Genomic DNA, 17,362 nt, shown 5'->3' on the forward strand with positions numbered 1-17,362 from the left:
TGATTTCTGGTGATGGAGTTGTACCATAAGTGAGCAGCAATTGAACATCGTCCCCAGGATTATTACCAGAAAAACCAAAAACATACTCAAAGTTATTGTTGTTATCCAGGGTAGTTAGCCATCCTCCTAAAGCGAAAGCCTGACCACTCTTGGCATTCAGCGCATTCACCAAAGATGAGTTCAAATTGATGGTCACTGTTTTATTGCTATCAGCACTGGTGAAATTGCGACTACCATAGATAACGCCATCTCCCAAGTCATTATAGATGTTTGTCAAACCAGTACCACCGGCAACCAGTGTTGTTACTGGGGTGATCACATCCCGTAACTCGTATGTCTCACTGACATCGTTACTTAGATAGCCATAAGTTTTAATTTGTAACTGAGCGGAAACAATTGGCTGAACCAGGGTAGGCAGGTTAAATGTCATCCAATTGCGACGCAACACAATATCAAAATTATCACCCACAAAATAGTTAGTATTAGTTGGGCTGTGTGAGCCAGTGTTGTCGTACCACCCTGTATCCGAGGCTAGGATAGTGGTCGGATTAACTCCATCATTATCAGCAATATTTATGGTTGCACTGATTGCAGCCCCGACGTAACTTGTTGTTACCGATGCAGTTATGTCCTGTTTGGCACTAATACTGGCTGGAGTGTAGCCTGTTCCTGATAGCACTGTGAGGGTGGCAGTTTCTGCTCCTTCAACAAGGGTGTCATCAGTGACGTTCAAGTTGACTAAGGCTGTGCTAGAACCTGCGGCAAAGGTGACAGTAGTAGGAATGGTTGTGTAATCTGTGCCATTGGTGGCTGTTCCACTCAAGGCAACGTTAACCGTTAAGCTGCTGGTGGTAGCACCTGTCCGGGTGAGGGTGTATTGTCCGGGATTTGGTGTTGTTACTAGTAGGGTTTCGGCAGCATCTGCATCTGTGGCTACGACTGTGATTTCTGGTAATGTTGGCGTAGTTCCAATCAACATAGACCAACCACCCGCAATACTTCCTACATCACCACCCGCGTCATCCATAACGTAGAGACTCCAATTCCCGTTGGGGTTGGTATTGTTAAAGACAGAAAAGTCTGTACCATAGGGACCAACGGGGGCTGGAGAGTTAAATAAGTCTCCAGATCCAAAATCTGTTGGCTTATAGCTACCACTGGTAATCTGTTCCCCATCAGGCAGGTTAGCAGTAGCTGTGGGATCGAAAGTCAAAGTCACGTTCTGTAAATCATTAACACCGCCTACATCAGACATGAGGAGGGACTTGGCTCCAGTCGGACTAACTAACAGCACATCAATGTCATCAGTATAAGTGTGACTAAGATTCGTTAATGTGACTTTGAGGCTCGTAATGTTACCAGTTAATCCTGAGACATTGATAATTGAAGGATAGGGATTACCTGCGCCACTATCGGGAATGCTAATATTATTAGGGTTGGTGAAAATTGGTAAAGTTTCTTCCGAAACAATAGTTCCAGTTGCCGCACCTGGAGACCCACCGATATAACCCGTGCCGGAATTAACTGTTATATTTACCGTCTCATTCTGAATTTCTGCTAATGTATCAGCTATGGGATCAATAACTACTTGAGCAGTTGTGGCATTAGCAGCAAAGGTGACAGTTCCCAGTTTCGTTGTCGGATTAAAGGTAACACTGCTATTGGTTAAGACATTATAGTCTGCTGGGTCGCTTCCCACTGGGGCGGCGTTTGCTATGCCACTCGTCCCGAAGTTAACGGTCAGGGGAGAACTTAGGTTTAAATTGGTGCGAGTAAAAGTATAAACCAAGTTAGTCGCACCGTCTTCTTGAACAGTGGCAGGACTGACACTGACAGTTACAGAAGGTAAGTTAGCTGCTGCCAAAGCATTAAAAACATTGAGGCGTTTTCCAGATACAGTTTTCCCTGCTAAGGCAGAAATCGAGTCACCGGTTTGCATCAAGGTATTCTTAACCTGCTGTGCGGTCCAAGTCGGATTTTGAGACCAGACTAAAGCCGCAGCCCCGGCAACGTGGGGACTGGCCATTGATGTGCCAGAAAGAGTTCCATAACTGTTGTTAGGCAGGGTGCTATAAATGTCTGAACCTGGTGCGCCTAAATCCACGCTAGTCAATCCATAGTTGGAAAAGGAAGAGAGGGAATCGGTGCGTGTGGTGGAAGCAACAGAGATAATATTAGCTAGGTTGTAGGCAGCGGGATACATGGGATTGATATCTGCGTTAGCCGAACTATTACCCGCCGCCGCAATGAATAAAGCTCCAGCTTGACCTGCTGCATTAATGGCATCATACAAAGCTTGGCTATAGCCTCCACCTCCCCAAGAGTTGTTGGTTAGTTTCACGCCCTTGGCTGTGGCATAGTTAATTGCCAAGATGGCCGCGGAGAGAGTTCCTGATCCTTGATCATTGAGAAACTTCAGAGGCATAATCTTGGCATTCCAGGCCACCCCTGTGACACCAACGCCGTTATTACCTTTACCAGCAATAGTTCCCGAAACATGGGTTCCGTGGCCATCAACATCACTGGGGTTGTTGTCATTATAGGCAAAATCCCAACCGCGAACATCGTCTATATATCCGTTATTGTCGTTATCTATGCCATCTCCGGCGATTTCTCCTGGATTAGTCCAAATATTGCCTACTAAATCAGGGTGGTTATAATCAACTCCTGTATCAATCACTCCTATGACCAGGTTGGGATTGCCTGTTTGGATATCCCAGGCTTCGGGAGCGTCAATGTCTGCGTCTGGAGTTCCTCCACTTTGACCTGTGTTATGTAATCCCCATAGTTGACCAAAGCTTGGGTCATTGGGGGTGGCTGCTTTGGTGACAATATAATCTGGCTCGATGTACTCGAATAGGGAACTATTTCTGTATGTAGCGAGGGCAGTTTCTACAGAGGTTTTTCCAGATAATGTCCATATTTGAGCGCCTGTGAGATCAATAGTTTTTGTGCTAACTACTCCCAGGGTGTTTTTAATCTCATTGGCTTGAGCGATATCGGTTTTTGGTTTAAATTTGACAATCAGTTTATCAGAGGCATAGGCTGGTTGCGGAGTTGGATATTTTCCTACGGTATCTTGACTATTTCCGTTCGAGGTGATAGATGCAACTTCCAGCGCCGGAGGTGCTTCAATCAATCCAGTAGTGTATTCTAACACCCAGTCTCCACCTGATGCAGTATTCCCAGTCAAGTCATCAGATGCAGCTACATCTGCCCCGGTCAACTGACTAATTTGCTGGACAAAAGCTTTACCTGCTGAACCCTGAGCAACATTGGAACCATACAACAGAATATCTCCTGTGGCGGTGAGAGATTGACCCCACTGCTGCAATTGTGAGGTATAATTGCTGAGGTTTGCGGAGTTGAGGACGGTTGAACCAAGTGACAAACTGCCTTCTGACCCTTGAGAAATAATCTGAAGGCTATCAATGTCTCTAAGTCCTGATAAATCTTTAGTAATTTGCCTAATACCATCCTGGTTGGCGCTGAGAAGAAACAACAGTGTACCAGGTTTAACTTGATCAACTATATTTTTATAATCTGGGACATTGGGATCAATGAAAACGACGGTTTTGGTAGATTTTGCCATGATTATAACCCTGTAACCCTGTATTAGTTCGTAATTGAATACTTATTTTCCTGATTATACCCAACCCTGTACAGACCTCCGTACTGAGAAATACTAACTTAATCTGACTTCATCTAAATTCAGAGCTAATTTGACACCAAAAAACAAAACAACCATTGTCATCTATCTAAAGATATATTTACATGGCGCATTCATCATGAGAAAATATCACCTATAACGTCTAAAATTTAGTCAAATCTGCCTGAAAGAGTGGATTATTGCCGTCTCTACGTACGTTATTTAACATAACTTCAAAATTATGTCGAAGTCGCTTAATGTAAGCAATGACTATGTTCAACTTGTTAATATGGCACTTGGAGCTAATGGCTACTCCAGCCAAAGAGCTTTAGCTTATGATACTGGCTTGTCCTTAGCTACAATTAGCAACTTCCTGACTGGTAAACCTGTTAGTTATGCAACCTTTGAAGAATTGTGCCGGCGATTAAATCTAGATTGGCGAGAAATTACTACCAGGGTTGAAATAACATCTAAACCCACCCCCCATGCGCACAAATACGAAAAAAAACCAAGTTCAAATCAATTCCTAGACTGGGGAACTGCAATTGATGTTTCAGTGTTTTATGGACGCAGACAAGAACTGACACAGCTAAAATCATGGATTTTAGAAGATCGCTGTCGCTTGATAGGATTATTTGGTATGGGTGGAGTCGGAAAAACAACCTTAGCTACCCAACTAGCACAACAAATTCAGGGTGAATTTGATTACGTTTTTTGGCGTTCCGTGCCTACAGTCCTATCCTTTGATGAGATGATTAAGGATATGCTCTTCCTTTTCTCCAATTGCCAGGAAAGCAAACCCCACATCAATCGAATTATCCATTATTTGCGTACTTATCGTTGTCTCATGATATTGGATAACATCAAAACAGCTTTAGATGCGCTCAACATCGAATACAGTCATTTTATCCAGATAATTGCCGAAACCAGTCATCAAAGCTGTCTAATTTTCAGCAGTCGAGATCAACCTGCCCGAATCAGCTTACTGGAAAACTGGTCATCTTCAATAGGTTCTTTGAGATTGTTTGGTTCTTCAGAAGTAGCCTTTTCCCTACTGCAATCAAAACAACTATTGGGGACAGAACAACAAAAATATGAATTATGCGATTTATATGGTAATAATCCTTTAAAAATTAAAATAGTTGTTAATACTATCATTCAATTATTTAATAGTGATATTAACAAATTTCTAGCAGAGAATACCCTATTGGTCAGTCATCATCTTCGCAGATTGTTAGAACAACAGTTAAGTTGTCTCTGTGATGTAGAACGGGAAATCATGTACTATTTGGCAATTAACTCGCAATTAACAACAATTACTGATTTAGCAAATATATTACCTCATGTTTCTAGATCCCATTTTTGGCAAGCAATAGAAAGGCTACATTCACGCTCTTTCATTGAGGAGAAAGCAGGTAAATACACCTTGCAACCTATAGTTATTGAGTACGTTATAGAACAATTTAAACCAAAACCTGGATTGGAAATGGTTGACAAAAATAGCCAAAGCCTGGGAATGAATTCCCAGGCTCATAACTGAGGTGCGTTTTAACGCACTCTAATTAAGTATGATTCTTTTATTCTGTTTTGCAAAAGTCCTCTAAAAATCGAACTTCATGTTCTAAATAGAATAAATAAAGAAAAAATAGTCGGTTAAAACCGACTATAGCTATTAGACAGGGAATTTATTCCCTGGATTTTTTATAAAATCAAACAATATAATTTAATTATTGTGCCAAAATAATTCACTACCCATGACAAAAAAAATATTAACTGGACTAAGTTCACAAACTTACGAACACCCATTTGATCGGAAAGCTTTGGCTTCTTTACAAAGTATGCCCGGTATTTCTCCTTTGCTCAAAAAAGTCAACGAATATGGGATTGATCGTTTACTGAGATTACAAAGTATTGCTAGTGAAATCAGAGTCACACCCCGGAATTTTCCCCAATTGTATCAACCATTATTAGAAGCTTGCCAAATTCTTGATGTGACAACTATTCCTGAATTGTATTTGTTTCGAGGGACAGGGCATATTCAAACCTATATTATTGGCCTAGAAAAACCTATTATTGGTATCAATATTGAAGCAATGGAATGGTTGAATTATGATGAATTACTGTTTATTTTTGGCTACGAAATTGCTCGAATTAAAAGTCAACATATAATTTATCATCAAATAGCAATTGTGATGCCAGCATTAAAAATATGGTTAAGTAGTACCACATTAGGCTTAGGAGGATTGATAGCTAGTGGTGTAGAATTAGCATTATATAATTGGGTAATGATGGCAAAGTTCACCGCAGATCGGGCTGGGTTATTAGCTTGTCAAGATATTGATATTGCAACTACCGCACTGATGAAACTTGCAGGTTTACCAGAAGAGTATTTAACTCCTGATGTGATTGAAGATTTCCTGATTCAATCCCGTGAATTTGCCTCTAATAGTGTTGATAGTCTAGATCAAGTTACGAAAATATTAAGTTATTCAGAATCTAATCTTTCTTGGTTAGTAATGCGGACTGGTGAATTGTTAAAATGGGTTGATTCTGGAGAATACAATCATGTACTGCAAGGAGAAAATGTCAATACTCCAAAAGGAAAAGAGGAAGGAGACGAAAAAGAAGGATGGAATTTTTTGACTTCTTGGTAAATAGATGGACGGAAATAAATATAGAACTCATGTTAGATTTTTGAAAAAAAATTAGGTATTGTAGGGTGCGTCAGACTGCATAAATTCTATCAATAAACAGATTTGTAATATCTGACGCACCCTACGGATATTTTCATAAATCAAATATTGGTCTTCTAAGTACAGGACAAAAAATTGAGAGAGAGAAGAAAGTCGTCATATTTCAAATCTAAATCAGTAACAAGAGAACGCAGATAATCTAAACCGTAACGAAAAACACTTTTAGCAAAACGTCCATGTTTCTTGATTTTGATAGGTTGGTGTTGATGCAACCATTCTCCAGTCTTGACAGCCCAACACATAGCTAATGACAGTAAAGCTAAGAGCTTACTCAATCGGTTAGAATCAATAAAATGTGTAGATTCCAAGCAAAAACCACGAGTTTTAAACATACCGAACAAAGTTTCAATCCCCCAACGACGGCCATAGTCAGCAATTATGGTTTGGGGAGAAGTATCAGAAATCACGATTAATAACTTGCCATCATCAAGACGTAAACCAGCTACATAAACTGAACGACCCCAGACCCAACGACGAGTAGATAAAACCTGAGATTCACCCGCAGCCAGATGAGCAAAAATGACGCTACCTGGAAGAGTCTTTTCTGTATCACTAATTAAATCAGTGTGACGAATCCTGATTCGGAATGGAATATTTGGTTCAAGCAGTAAATAACTTAACCATTCTGCCCCCACGAATTCTCTGTCAGCACTGATATAGTCAACTTGTGCATCTGGGAACAGTTGTCCAAATCGGTCAAGTAAATCCATTCGTTCATCCGTGTTGGAGTTACCTTTCTTCTCCAATATCTGCCAAACTAGGGGGTAAGCGACACCATTATGTACTACTCCCAACATGAGGATATTTAACCATATTTGACCAAAACGCCATTCAGTCCGGTCAATACTTAACACCCAAGGCTGGGGAATGTTCATGATTTTTACAATCATTTTCGCTATGACTGCATAATCTATATCAAAATCTCGGAAAAATCTTTGCAACCGTTTGTAATTGGATTCGTTTTTAGCACAGTTGCGAAAACCAGTTGCTAATTCTACCAAGTTCACTGTCTTTACTCTTAATAAAGATATTAAAAATAACGCTAAAAAGCTTAGACGCGCTCCATGCCATTCCAAATGTGGTTTTAGTGTGTCTCGTAATAGGTTAATCTGGTTCATAGGGGTTTCTTTGATTGTGTGGTAACTTTCTATGAAACCCTTTCTCTGTTTCCTTTGCAAGCTTTTTCTCTATTTTTTGTCCTGTACAGAGATTGGTCTTATATCAATAAATATCAAATAATATTGTAAAATAGGGCGGTCTAGAAACCCACCCCACAAAAGTTATATTTAGTTTAATTTTGCCTAATCTTTCCACAAAGCAATACCACCTAATAAACCCGTGATATTGGGGATTAATTTCACATTTAATGGTAGATTCATATTGATTCGCACTGCTTCACCACCACCAATATAAAGACAATCATAGTTAAATAAGTGTTGCAAAGATGTTATAGCTTTTTCTAAGCGTCTATTCCATTTTTTCTCACCAATCTTATCTAATGCTGCCCGTCCTAACTGCTTTTCATAGGTTTCCCCTTTGCGAAATCGGTGATGTCCCATTTCCATGTTTGGAACTAACGTACCATCTACAAATAAGGCTGAACCAAACCCTGTACCCAAGGTAATGACCAATTCTACACCTTTACCAGCGATCGCCCCTAGTCCCCGCATATCGGCATCATTAATGACTTTAACAGGTCTATTTAACTGTTGAGATAATATTGTAGCTAAATCAAACCCAATCCAATCACAATGGAGATTAGCAGGGGTTTCGGTGACTCCATAACGCACCACACCCGGAAAACCTACTGATACCCGATGATATTCACCTTGAGCGGCGGCTAAGACTACAATAGTGTTGATTACTACTTCTGGTGTAGCAGGTTGGGGGGTTTCTAATCTGCCTCTTTCGGTTAAAGGCTTGCCTGTAATATCCAAAACCATTGCCTTTACCCCACTACCGCCAATATCTACAGATAAAGTACGAATAGATCCATTATCTTCTAACATAAGATTTTCTTGGTTTTTTGCAACTTCTTTCGATATTACGTTGCTAAATTAGAGTCCACAGGATATGTTTTCATGAACCTCTCCCAGATGTGAATGGTGGACAGAGAAAGAACAGCATTGAAACAGACGGATTTTCAATCCGTAGGGGCGGGGTCTCCCCCTCACAAGGGTAGGTTTTTAATATTGTCTGTGAAGGCAAGACTGGGAAGACTTGGAGGGAAAGTAGACAAGGAAGATTTTATCCGCACAATAGTCTTTTAACGGTGTGTTATTGTTGCCAAAAAACATCATCCTGTAGGGTTTTCCTCCCTTGTCATCTTGTCCACCTTGTTGCCCAAGTCTTGCCCTCACCAGAATGTAAAAAACCTACACCTGTCAGCGGGGTCTCCCCGCCCTCTTCTCATCGAACTGCTAATAACCACCATAGATATTTTTCCCAACCATAACTAATTGAACACCAGATTGATTTAAATTTGCTAATCTAGAAGTAGTGTAAATATTGCTGATGGTAGTGCATTTTTCTATTAAAACTATTATTTGAGCAACAATTATGACAACCTTTCACCCTAACAGCCTGCGTTCCTACAGCCAAGAGGATGTACAGCAAATTCTGCAATTAGCGATCGCTCGTCAAGTAGACGATAATGATCAAGAATTTTCCTATCAGCAAATCCTGGAAATTGCCACAGAGTTACAAATATCACCCGATATCCTCCAACAAGCGGAACGGGATTGGTTAGGTAAACAAAACGAAGTTGAACAGCGTAAAGCTTTTAATCTTTATCGCCAAAGTAAATTTAAAAAACGTTTAGGCAATTACGCAATTATTAATATTTTTTTCCTAGGTATGGATGCCATTAGTGGCGGTATTTCTTGGTCACTTTATATCTTACTCGCTTGCGGATTAGCCATATCCTTAGATATTTGGAATACTTTTCAAACCAAAGGTGAAGATTACGAAATCGCCTTTCAAAGATGGAATCGCAACCATCAAATTAAACAAACAATCAATACAGTTTTAAATAAGTGGTTTAAAGTATTTAGCCCTTAAACCTGATAAGCTGTTACGCAGCTAAATTTAATAAACGCTTCCTCTCTTTGCTGTACCATTATTAAAAGCCTGTTTAAGTTCCTCGGCATTAGTTAAAATTTCAGTCCTTTTTTTCTCAATTCGTTGCTTTTGCATAAACTCAAATAAATACTCTCGATCTTCTGTAGGTAAACTTTCTATAGAATTAATAATTTCCTGTAAAGTCATAAAGTTGTCGTTCTAGGGCAACATCTATAATTATGTTGGTATTAAGCAAGACTTTCACAAGTTATGTTTCTCCTTTAAATATTCCCATTTAGCTTGATCTGGATCAAAATCAGGAGGTGCAGGTTGGGTTTTTTCAAACCAGTTTTGCAAAGTCTTGATTTTAGTTCGTCTTTTTGGTGTTTCTGGCGCTGGTTCACTGGTTGGGTCTGTGGTATGATCAAGTTTATATGCTTGCATAATGTTTTTCATAAAACTCTGTTTTTATATTATCATCTGTTAGAAGAATTCATTTTAATAAACTTCATCATGACTGCCAATATCTATCAATAAAATAACCACTTCTAATAACTCTTCATCCTCAGAGAAATTAAAGATAATTCTACAATCATAAGCAACAGAACAAGACCATAAACCTGCTAAATCACCTCCTAATTTATGAGACTTCAAAGACGGTGTGAATGGATCATTTGCCAAAAGTCTTAATACGTTAATAATTTGATTTTTTAATTGTGGGTTTTTGTTTGTAATCTTCTTGAAAGACCTTTTAAATCCACTACTCCAGACAACTTCCATCATCATCTCCCAGTAAATCAGCGATTAAATCATCAACGCTTCCTTTTTTTGCTGTACCATTCTTAAAAGCTTGTTTAACTTCCTCCGCATTAGTTAAAATTTCAGTCCTTTTTTTCTCAATTCGTTGCTTTTGAAGAAACTCAAATAAATACTCTCGATCTTCTGTGGGTAAATTTTCTATAGAATTAATAATTTCTTGTAAAGTCATCATAGAAACTCCTAATTAAGTAAATCATGCGTTTTTTAATTCTATTTTAAGTCATAAAGTTATTTCTCCAGAAATTGGATCAACGGTATGATTCCGTATTTCATCTCTGCGTTTTTTAGCTTCTGTGTTCCAACTCTTTTGGATGTTTTCATCAATATCAGATTCTAGACTTTCAATTAGTTTTTCTACTAAAAATACTCGGCTAGAACTGGGTAAAGACAAGGCTTCGTAAATTAATTCTTCAACTGATAGCATAATTATTTATATTCCCTGTAAATTGAATTGAGAATAGGCACAAACAAAGACTTTATCCACAAGCCATTTTATCATTGTTTCTGTGGAAATGTCATATTGAGGATGAATGTGTTTCTACAACAGTAAACAAATCTTCATCTCCCTTCCCATAAGAAAACCGCCTGTAAGTGCAGAAAATAACAACAAGCGGTTTTCTAAGATATTTAGGAAGTTAATGAAGTTAATTAGCTACTAGAACCAGAAGCGGCTAATTCTGCTAACCGTTCTTGTTGATCTTGCGATATACAAGATTGAATTACCGTCTCTATATCACCTTCCAAAACAGGGTTAAGGGTAAAATTTTGACCTAAACGGTGGTCTGTCACCCGACTATCTTTATAATTGTAGGTGCGAATTTTTTCCGAACGAGAACCTGTACCAACTTGCGATCGCCGCATTGAAGTTACAGCCTCCTGTTGTTCTCGCAATTTCAACTCATACAACTTAGCCCGGAGAATTTGCATCGCCCGTTCCTTATTCTGCAACTGACTCCGTTCTTCTGTACAGAAAATCCGAATCCCAGTGGGTTTGTGGAACAAATCAGCCGCAGTTTCCACCTTATTCACGTTTTGTCCACCCGCACCACCAGAACGCGCCGTACTCATTTCAATATCTTTCGGGTCAATGTGGATTTCCACTTCATCCACTTCTGGCATAATCGCTATAGTCGCCGTTGAAGTGTGAACCCTACCTCCCGATTCCGTTGCTGGTACACGCTGAACACGATGTACACCAGATTCAAACTTCAGCTTACTATAAACACTATCACCTTGAATTTCTAGAATTACTTCTTTAAACCCGCCCATTTCTCCCAAGGATTCGCTAACTAGCTTCACCTTCCAACCTTGGACATCAGCATAGCGGGAATACATCCGCAGTAAATCCCCAGCCCAGATACTAGCTTCATCACCACCGGTACCAGCGCGAATTTCCAACATAATGTTTTTATCATCGTTGGGGTCACGGGGTAGCAGCAACACCTTTAAGCGGCTTTCCAAATATTCTAGCTTTTCTTCTAATTCACTAACTTCCAAGGCCGCCATTTGATGCAACTCTAGATCGCTATTGGACTCTTTGAGGATCTGACGCGCCCCTACCAATTCATCCTGGACTGTTTTCCAAGTTTCATAGGTATTAACTACCTCTTCCAAAGAAGAACGAGACTTAGCAATTTTTTGATACTCATCGGGATTACTAGCAGTATCAGGATCGGCTAAACGGCGTGTTAATTCATGAAAAGTTTGTTCAACAGATTTAAGTTTCTCCAGTAAGTATGATTCTGCCATGATGACTATAAATGCTCCTAAAAAATAACAAGTTGGCTCAAGCATTAAATGACAAGCGACCCAGCACTATGCAGGGTCGTCTGTGGCTTCCGCCACACTATCAACAGCTACAGCCAACCAGCTACTTTTGATTATCGTCGCCAGTTTGAGTGCTGGACATACCATACTTACGCAGGAAGCGTTCTACACGACCTTCAGTATCAATCATTTTTTGAGTACCAGTGTAGAAGGGGTGATTTCCAGACCAAACATCTACGTGGAGTTCGGGCTTAGTAGCACCAATGGTCATAACTACTTGACCATTACAGTAGACTTTAGCGTCTGGATACCATTTGGGATGAATATCAGGTTTAGCCATTGTTTTTTTGTGGGGAATCTATATAAATTTAGAACTGAGAATAGGGAACTGGAGATTGGATACTGGGTAAAAAGTTTTTCCCTCTTTCTGAACTCCTGAATTCTGATAGCTTTCACGTAGTGTGCTGAAGGCATAGGGTGGCGTTAGCCATACTCCTGAATTCTGAACTTCTGAACTCCTGACTCCTACTCCTATCTTAGCGTTTCGAGTATTGAGGAGCTTTGCGGGCTTTGTGCAAACCGTATTTCTTCCGTTCTTTAGCTCGTGGATCACGAGTTAAATAGCCTTCAGTTTTCAGCGGTGAACGGTTGTCTGGGTCAAGTTGACATAAAGCCCGGGCCACACCTAGACGAATAGAATCTGCTTGTCCAGTTAAGCCACCACCTTCAGCTTTGACCACGATGTCGTATTCGCTTTCCAATCCCAAGGTTTCCAAAGGAGCTTTGATAGCGCCTAAGTAGTTAGGATTGAATTGGAAATACAAATCTCCATCTTTACCGTTAACAGTCATTTTCCCTTCACCGGGAACTAGACGAACTCTAGCGACAGAGGCTTTCCGACGACCAGTACCCCAATAAACAGCACGTCCGCTAGTAATTTCTGCTACCTGCATTAGTTTTCTCCAGGAATTGTACTAATTGTGATTTCTTTGGGTTGTTGTGCTGCATGAGGATGGGTTGGACCTGCATACACTTTCAGTTTGGTAAATAACTGTTTACCCAAACTATTTTTAGGTAACATACCCTTAATAGCGTGTTCGAGAATTCTTTCTGGTAATCGCTGTTGTAACTTGGCGAAAGTTTCTGTTTTCATACCACCGGGACGACCAGAATGGCGACGGTAAAGCTTTTGAGTGCGCTTTTTACCTGTTACTGCCACTTTCTCAGCATTGATAATAATGACAAAATCCCCCGTATCTAAATGGGGAGTATATTCGGCTTTTCTTTTGCCTCTGAGGATCATAGCGACTTCACTCGCCAGACGACCCAGACGTTTATCTGTCGCGTCTACTAAGTACCAATCACGCTCAAGAGATGCTTGAGGGGGAAGGTAGGTTTTACTACTCATTTTTTGTCCTTTGTCAGTTGTCAGTTGTCAGTTGTCTTTGGTCATGATTCATGATTTATGACCCATGACTAGGTATGGTTGGGTGTCATACCAAATTTTTGGCGGAAAGGGAAAATCGGGATAACCGACTCTCAACAAGCATAACCCGTGAGCAGGTGCAGAATATTTCACTTCTTCCCGGCGTTCCTGTTGCCAGATATCAGTGAAGTCATCTAGAGTCCGCTGACCAGAACCTACTTGTACTACCATTCCTATCAACAGCCGCACCATGCCATATAAAAATCCATCAGCCTGAATTTCAATATGGATAAATGATCCACTCCGACGACATTCTACTGCTTGCACTTCTACCCAGGAATGCGATCGCGCTGACCCAGCCCGTTCAAAAGCAGATAAATGGTGTTTTCCCAGCAGTGGTTTTAAGGCAGACGTAATTAAGGCTTCATCTAAAGGGGCATAATAATAATGCCAACTAAAAGGTTGCGCGAATAAATTCGGTAACTCTTCAGTGTAGATAGTGTAGCGATATCGACGATAAATCGCGCTAAAACGAGCGTGCCAACTGCCACTTACACCTGCTGATGCCCTAATTAATATACCTGGGGGCAAGTACCCATTTAGCACCTTTGCCCACCTGTGAGCAGGAATTAAACTTGCGGCTTGAAAATGAGCTACTTGAGCGGCAGCATGGACTCCAGAATCAGTTCGACCTGCTCCGTGGAGTGTCACATGATACCCTAGAACAGTTGCGATTGCTGTTTCTATCTCTTCTTGAACAGTTCGCTGTCCTTTTTGTCTTTGCCAACCGTGAAAATGAGTACCTATATACTGAATGACTAAGGCTACTCGCTGAGTCTGATTTTGCTGGCGGCTTTCTAACATAATTTAGTCAGTGGTCAGTGGTCAGTGGTCAGTAGTCAGTGGATATTTTCCCCTGTTCCCTGTTCCCTGTTCCCTCTTGCCAATAACTTTAAACTAGTTCAATAATCGCCATTTCAGCATGATCACCTCGACGGGGGACGGTATGCAAAATGCGAGTATAACCACCTTGACGGTTAGCATACCGAGTAGGAGCTTGCTCGAATAGTGCATGAACTAAAGTTTGGTCGTAGATATAACCCAGTGCTTTTCGACGAGATGCTAAAGAGCCATCTTTAGCTAGGGTAATCATTTTATCTACTTCACTGCGTACAACTTTAGCTCTGATTAAAGTTGTAGTAATTCGACCATGACGTACCAACTCTGTTGTCAAGGCTCTGAGAAGAGCTTTACGTTGATCCGCTGGTTTACTAAGTTTTTTGACTCGGCAACGATGACGCATAACAATGCACTAATGAAGTTTCATTTATTGGTTTTTGACTTAGCTGGGCTTAGAGCTTCTTTCTTGAGGTAAGGTAATACCTAAGCGACGCTGTAAAGCTTCCACTACTTCTTCCGCTGACTTTTGACCAAAGTTTTTGATTTCTAACAGGTCTTCTTGGGTGTAATCCAATAAGTCGGCTACGGAATTTACTTGGGCGCGTTTTAAACAGTTATAAGCTCTAACAGATAACTGTAGCTCTTCAATGGGGATTTGGGCGGTGGGATCATCTGGGATATCTGAACCCGTGTCTGTTGGTTCTAAGGAGATATCTTTTAATGGGTTAAATAAATCTACCAAAATTCCAGCAGCAGATGATAGTGCTTCTTGAGGAGAAATACTACCATTAGTCCATACTTCCAAAAGAAGTCGATCTTTCAAAGAGCCATCGCCACGGGCTTCTTCAACACTATAGTTAACCTTTCGCACGGGCATAAACACTGAGTCAATTTGGAGAAAATCCAAAGATGTGGCTTCTTCTCTGCCTCGTTCTACAGTCCGGTAGCCTTTGCCTCGCTCAATCCGAAATTCCATTTCCAGTTTTCCACCCTCAGCGATGGTGGCGATATACTGAGTCGGGTCAATCACTTCTACTTCACTAGGTAAATCGAAATGTGCCACAGTTACTGTTGCTGGTCCATGCACAAGTAAACGACCAATTTGGGGTTGAGAAGAATAACTCTTAAGAATGACATCCTTCATTCGCATGAGGATTTCCAGTACGTCTTCCCTTACCCCTGGAACTGTTGCAAACTCATGACTAACTTCAGCAATTCTCACTGCTGTCACTGATGTCCCTTCCAAGTTAGAAAGTAAAACTCGCCGCAACGCGTTGCCAACAGTTGTCCCTTGACCGCGCTCTAGGGGTTCTAGAACGAACTTACTGTAATAGCTCCGACTTTCCTCAGCATTAGACTCTACACATTCAATTTGAAACTGCGCCACGGAGTAGCCTCCCTCACTTCGTAAAGTCAAAATTCAAAAGTCAACAGTCAACAGTCAAAAGTTGACAGTTAACTGTTAGATGAGAAAAGTTTAAACTCGACGGCGCTTGGGTGGACGGCAACCGTTGTGGGGAATTGGGGTAATATCCCGAATGAGTGTAATTTCTAATCCTGCACCTTGAAGCGCCCGAATAGCGGTTTCTCTACCTGCACCGGGGCCACTCACCATAACTTCGATTTGCCGCATTCCTTGGTCTGTGGCTCGTCTAGCTGCGCTTTCCGCAGCGGTTTGTGCGGCAAAGGGTGTTCCCTTTTTTGCCCCTTTAAATCCACTAGAACCAGCACTTGCCCAGGAGATAACATCTCCATTTTGATCGGTAATCGTGACAATGCTATTGTTGAAGGTAGACTGAATGTAGGCAACCCCATTGGGTACGTTCCGTTTCTGCTTTTTGCTCCCGGATTTTTTTGTTGGTTGTCTGGCCATATTTCTTTAGTGAATTTAAGGTACAACTTGCTAATTCCAGCAAGTTTAGAAAAATTATTTGCCAGGGGCTTTCTTCTTACCAGCCACTGTCTGTCTTCTACCACGTCTGGTTCTAGCGTTGGTACGGGTTCTTTGCCCACGCACTGGTAAGCCCATGCGGTGTCTCCGACCTCTGTAACAGCCAATATCAACTAAACGCTTAATATTTAGTCCTTCTAAACGGCGTAAATCTCCTTCAACTTGATAGTTGCTTTCGATTTCTCCTCTGAGGGCTGCCACATCAGCATCGGACAGGTCTTTGACGCGGGTATCTGGGTTAACACCAGTAGCTGCGAGAATTTGATGTGATCTAGTTAAGCCAATTCCGTAAATGTATGTTAGACCAATTTCTACACGCTTATCGCGGGGAAGGTCTACGCCGGAAATCCGTGCCACAATGAATCTCTCCCTATTGTTTTCGTAGTTGCAGTTAGCAAAGTGCGATAGTTTTTTCTTGTTCGGTTAATTGTCGCGGATTTGACTTTGCTTTGATAGATAGCTTCTATCCTTGGCGTTGCTTGTGTTTGGGATTTTCACAAATCACCATTACGCGACCTCGACGCTTGATCACGCTGCACTTTTCACAAATTTTCTTAACTGAGGCTCTGACTTTCATGCCTTTTAAAATTGACTCCAAATAGTAAATTATAGCATTTCTAGAAGAAATATTTCAGTTATGTAACGAGAAAAATACCAGTTAGTTTGTGGTAAGATTCTGTGATTACAGCAGATTGTAGGTAAACTAAGTACAGAATTTTAACCAAAAACCAAGCATCAAGGGTTTTTACATCTTGACTCCTGACTCCTGACTCCTGCTATAGATTTATTTCTTCCGCAGACGATAGGTGATTCTACCTTTGGTTAAGTCGTAGGGTGTTAATTCAACTTTGACGCGATCGCCAGGTAAAATCTTGATGTAATTACGGCGAATTTTCCCAGAAATGTGTGCTAGGACATTAAAGCCGTTATCTAAGTCAACACGAAACATTGCATTAGGCAACGATTCGGTGACAGTCCCTTCCATTTCAATTAGATCTTGCTTAGACAAGTTTTTTCCTCAACTCAACAATCTCCTA

General features: G+C 40.8%; 22 protein-coding genes. 3 read left to right on the forward strand and 19 right to left on the reverse strand.

Going from position 1 to position 17,362, the window contains the following annotated elements; genetic code table 11:
* The coding region (locus CA730_RS17570) for a S8 family serine peptidase (RefSeq protein WP_197705457.1) at window positions 1-3,592 on the reverse strand (3,592 nt) is incomplete at its 3' end.
* A gap of 298 nt (window positions 3,593-3,890) precedes the next feature.
* Here CA730_RS17570 and CA730_RS17575 point away from each other — a divergent pair.
* A complete protein-coding gene (locus CA730_RS17575) occupies window positions 3,891-5,189 on the forward strand; it encodes a helix-turn-helix domain-containing protein (RefSeq protein ID WP_096669257.1) in 1,299 nt (432 codons plus the stop codon).
* A 214-nt stretch (window positions 5,190-5,403) separates the two neighbouring features.
* Window positions 5,404-6,303 carry a M48 family metallopeptidase gene (locus CA730_RS17580; protein WP_096669259.1) on the forward strand — a complete coding sequence of 300 codons (900 nt, stop codon included), beginning with the start codon at window positions 5,404-5,406 and terminating at the stop codon, window positions 6,301-6,303.
* A 155-nt stretch (window positions 6,304-6,458) separates the two neighbouring features.
* On the opposite strand, the gene CA730_RS17585 is transcribed toward CA730_RS17580, so the two are convergent.
* Complete coding sequence (locus CA730_RS17585) at window positions 6,459-7,520, reverse strand: IS4 family transposase (protein ID WP_096663248.1); 1,062 nt, start codon at window positions 7,518-7,520, stop codon at window positions 6,459-6,461.
* Between the two features lie 183 nt (window positions 7,521-7,703).
* Entirely contained in the window at window positions 7,704-8,411 is a 708-nt protein-coding gene (locus CA730_RS17590) for an ROK family protein (RefSeq protein ID WP_096669261.1), read from the reverse strand.
* A gap of 550 nt (window positions 8,412-8,961) precedes the next feature.
* Here CA730_RS17590 and CA730_RS17595 point away from each other — a divergent pair.
* Complete coding sequence (locus tag CA730_RS17595; RefSeq protein ID WP_096669263.1) at window positions 8,962-9,462, forward strand: 2TM domain-containing protein; 501 nt, start codon at window positions 8,962-8,964, stop codon at window positions 9,460-9,462.
* Window positions 9,463-9,489: 27 nt separating this feature from the next.
* Here CA730_RS17595 and CA730_RS17600 read toward each other — a convergent pair whose 3' ends face one another.
* The 16 genes from CA730_RS17600 to infA all read right to left on the reverse strand — a co-directional run bounded on the left by CA730_RS17600 (window position 9,490) and on the right by infA (window position 17,334).
* Complete coding sequence (locus CA730_RS17600; protein WP_096669265.1) at window positions 9,490-9,669, reverse strand: hypothetical protein; 180 nt, start codon at window positions 9,667-9,669, stop codon at window positions 9,490-9,492.
* Window positions 9,670-9,723: 54 nt separating this feature from the next.
* Window positions 9,724-9,918 carry a hypothetical protein gene (locus CA730_RS17605; protein WP_231939871.1) on the reverse strand — a complete coding sequence of 65 codons (195 nt, stop codon included), beginning with the start codon at window positions 9,916-9,918 and terminating at the stop codon, window positions 9,724-9,726.
* Window positions 9,919-9,960: 42 nt separating this feature from the next.
* A complete protein-coding gene (locus CA730_RS17610) occupies window positions 9,961-10,242 on the reverse strand; it encodes a type II toxin-antitoxin system RelE/ParE family toxin (RefSeq protein ID WP_096669267.1) in 282 nt (93 codons plus the stop codon).
* A complete protein-coding gene (locus CA730_RS17615; protein ID WP_096669269.1) occupies window positions 10,223-10,453 on the reverse strand; it encodes a hypothetical protein in 231 nt (76 codons plus the stop codon). The genes CA730_RS17610 and CA730_RS17615 overlap by 20 nt, the downstream gene beginning before the upstream one ends.
* A gap of 48 nt (window positions 10,454-10,501) precedes the next feature.
* Window positions 10,502-10,705 carry an addiction module protein gene (locus CA730_RS17620; RefSeq protein WP_096669270.1) on the reverse strand — a complete coding sequence of 68 codons (204 nt, stop codon included), beginning with the start codon at window positions 10,703-10,705 and terminating at the stop codon, window positions 10,502-10,504.
* 224 nt (window positions 10,706-10,929) lie between these two features.
* A complete protein-coding gene (prfA, locus tag CA730_RS17625; RefSeq protein ID WP_096671614.1) occupies window positions 10,930-12,030 on the reverse strand; it encodes a peptide chain release factor 1 in 1,101 nt (366 codons plus the stop codon).
* Between the two features lie 121 nt (window positions 12,031-12,151).
* Complete coding sequence (rpmE, locus tag CA730_RS17630; RefSeq protein WP_039201059.1) at window positions 12,152-12,388, reverse strand: 50S ribosomal protein L31; 237 nt, start codon at window positions 12,386-12,388, stop codon at window positions 12,152-12,154.
* Between the two features lie 196 nt (window positions 12,389-12,584).
* Complete coding sequence (gene rpsI, locus CA730_RS17635; RefSeq protein ID WP_039201058.1) at window positions 12,585-13,001, reverse strand: 30S ribosomal protein S9; 417 nt, start codon at window positions 12,999-13,001, stop codon at window positions 12,585-12,587.
* A complete protein-coding gene (rplM, locus tag CA730_RS17640) occupies window positions 13,001-13,456 on the reverse strand; it encodes a 50S ribosomal protein L13 (RefSeq protein ID WP_027402083.1) in 456 nt (151 codons plus the stop codon). The genes rpsI and rplM overlap by 1 nt, the downstream gene beginning before the upstream one ends.
* A 48-nt stretch (window positions 13,457-13,504) precedes the next feature.
* Window positions 13,505-14,338, reverse strand: coding sequence for a tRNA pseudouridine(38-40) synthase TruA (truA, locus tag CA730_RS17645; protein ID WP_172891210.1), 834 nt, complete (start codon window positions 14,336-14,338; stop codon window positions 13,505-13,507).
* A gap of 88 nt (window positions 14,339-14,426) precedes the next feature.
* The gene (rplQ, locus tag CA730_RS17650; RefSeq protein ID WP_096669274.1) at window positions 14,427-14,777 is read right to left on the reverse strand and encodes a 50S ribosomal protein L17; all 351 of its coding nucleotides are present in this window, start codon (window positions 14,775-14,777) and stop codon (window positions 14,427-14,429) included.
* A 39-nt stretch (window positions 14,778-14,816) separates the two neighbouring features.
* Window positions 14,817-15,761 carry a DNA-directed RNA polymerase subunit alpha gene (locus tag CA730_RS17655; protein WP_096669276.1) on the reverse strand — a complete coding sequence of 315 codons (945 nt, stop codon included), beginning with the start codon at window positions 15,759-15,761 and terminating at the stop codon, window positions 14,817-14,819.
* 90 nt (window positions 15,762-15,851) lie between these two features.
* Entirely contained in the window at window positions 15,852-16,247 is a 396-nt protein-coding gene (gene rpsK, locus CA730_RS17660) for a 30S ribosomal protein S11 (protein ID WP_015079191.1), read from the reverse strand.
* A gap of 54 nt (window positions 16,248-16,301) precedes the next feature.
* Window positions 16,302-16,682 carry a 30S ribosomal protein S13 gene (gene rpsM / locus CA730_RS17665; protein ID WP_096669278.1) on the reverse strand — a complete coding sequence of 127 codons (381 nt, stop codon included), beginning with the start codon at window positions 16,680-16,682 and terminating at the stop codon, window positions 16,302-16,304.
* A 106-nt stretch (window positions 16,683-16,788) separates the two neighbouring features.
* Window positions 16,789-16,902 carry a 50S ribosomal protein L36 gene (gene rpmJ, locus CA730_RS17670; RefSeq protein WP_015079193.1) on the reverse strand — a complete coding sequence of 38 codons (114 nt, stop codon included), beginning with the start codon at window positions 16,900-16,902 and terminating at the stop codon, window positions 16,789-16,791.
* A 207-nt stretch (window positions 16,903-17,109) separates the two neighbouring features.
* Window positions 17,110-17,334 carry a translation initiation factor IF-1 gene (infA, locus tag CA730_RS17675; RefSeq protein ID WP_006276978.1) on the reverse strand — a complete coding sequence of 75 codons (225 nt, stop codon included), beginning with the start codon at window positions 17,332-17,334 and terminating at the stop codon, window positions 17,110-17,112.
* Window positions 17,335-17,362: the final 28 nt, after the last annotated feature.

The organism is Dolichospermum compactum NIES-806 (assembly GCF_002368115.1).
Lineage (GTDB): Bacteria > Cyanobacteriota > Cyanobacteriia > Cyanobacteriales > Nostocaceae > Dolichospermum > Dolichospermum compactum.

What these genes read in the sequence shown, in the direction of transcription:
- CA730_RS17575 (WP_096669257.1), top strand. Translation starts at nt 3,891, where the DNA reads ATGTCGAAGTCGCTTAATGTAAGCAATGACTATGTTCAACTTGTTAAT.
- CA730_RS17580 (WP_096669259.1), top strand. Translation starts at nt 5,404, where the DNA reads ATGACAAAAAAAATATTAACTGGACTAAGTTCACAAACTTACGAACAC.
- CA730_RS17585 (WP_096663248.1), bottom strand. Translation starts at nt 7,520, where the DNA reads ATGAACCAGATTAACCTATTACGAGACACACTAAAACCACATTTGGAA.
- CA730_RS17590 (WP_096669261.1), bottom strand. Translation starts at nt 8,411, where the DNA reads ATGTTAGAAGATAATGGATCTATTCGTACTTTATCTGTAGATATTGGC.
- CA730_RS17595 (WP_096669263.1), top strand. Translation starts at nt 8,962, where the DNA reads ATGACAACCTTTCACCCTAACAGCCTGCGTTCCTACAGCCAAGAGGAT.
- CA730_RS17600 (WP_096669265.1), bottom strand. Translation starts at nt 9,669, where the DNA reads ATGACTTTACAGGAAATTATTAATTCTATAGAAAGTTTACCTACAGAA.
- CA730_RS17605 (WP_231939871.1), bottom strand. Translation starts at nt 9,918, where the DNA reads ATGAAAAACATTATGCAAGCATATAAACTTGATCATACCACAGACCCA.
- CA730_RS17610 (WP_096669267.1), bottom strand. Translation starts at nt 10,242, where the DNA reads ATGGAAGTTGTCTGGAGTAGTGGATTTAAAAGGTCTTTCAAGAAGATT.
- CA730_RS17615 (WP_096669269.1), bottom strand. Translation starts at nt 10,453, where the DNA reads ATGATGACTTTACAAGAAATTATTAATTCTATAGAAAATTTACCCACA.
- CA730_RS17620 (WP_096669270.1), bottom strand. Translation starts at nt 10,705, where the DNA reads ATGCTATCAGTTGAAGAATTAATTTACGAAGCCTTGTCTTTACCCAGT.
- prfA (WP_096671614.1), bottom strand. Translation starts at nt 12,030, where the DNA reads ATGGCAGAATCATACTTACTGGAGAAACTTAAATCTGTTGAACAAACT.
- rpmE (WP_039201059.1), bottom strand. Translation starts at nt 12,388, where the DNA reads ATGGCTAAACCTGATATTCATCCCAAATGGTATCCAGACGCTAAAGTC.
- rpsI (WP_039201058.1), bottom strand. Translation starts at nt 13,001, where the DNA reads ATGCAGGTAGCAGAAATTACTAGCGGACGTGCTGTTTATTGGGGTACT.
- rplM (WP_027402083.1), bottom strand. Translation starts at nt 13,456, where the DNA reads ATGAGTAGTAAAACCTACCTTCCCCCTCAAGCATCTCTTGAGCGTGAT.
- truA (WP_172891210.1), bottom strand. Translation starts at nt 14,338, where the DNA reads ATGTTAGAAAGCCGCCAGCAAAATCAGACTCAGCGAGTAGCCTTAGTC.
- rplQ (WP_096669274.1), bottom strand. Translation starts at nt 14,777, where the DNA reads ATGCGTCATCGTTGCCGAGTCAAAAAACTTAGTAAACCAGCGGATCAA.
- rpsK (WP_015079191.1), bottom strand. Translation starts at nt 16,247, where the DNA reads ATGGCCAGACAACCAACAAAAAAATCCGGGAGCAAAAAGCAGAAACGG.
- rpmJ (WP_015079193.1), bottom strand. Translation starts at nt 16,902, where the DNA reads ATGAAAGTCAGAGCCTCAGTTAAGAAAATTTGTGAAAAGTGCAGCGTG.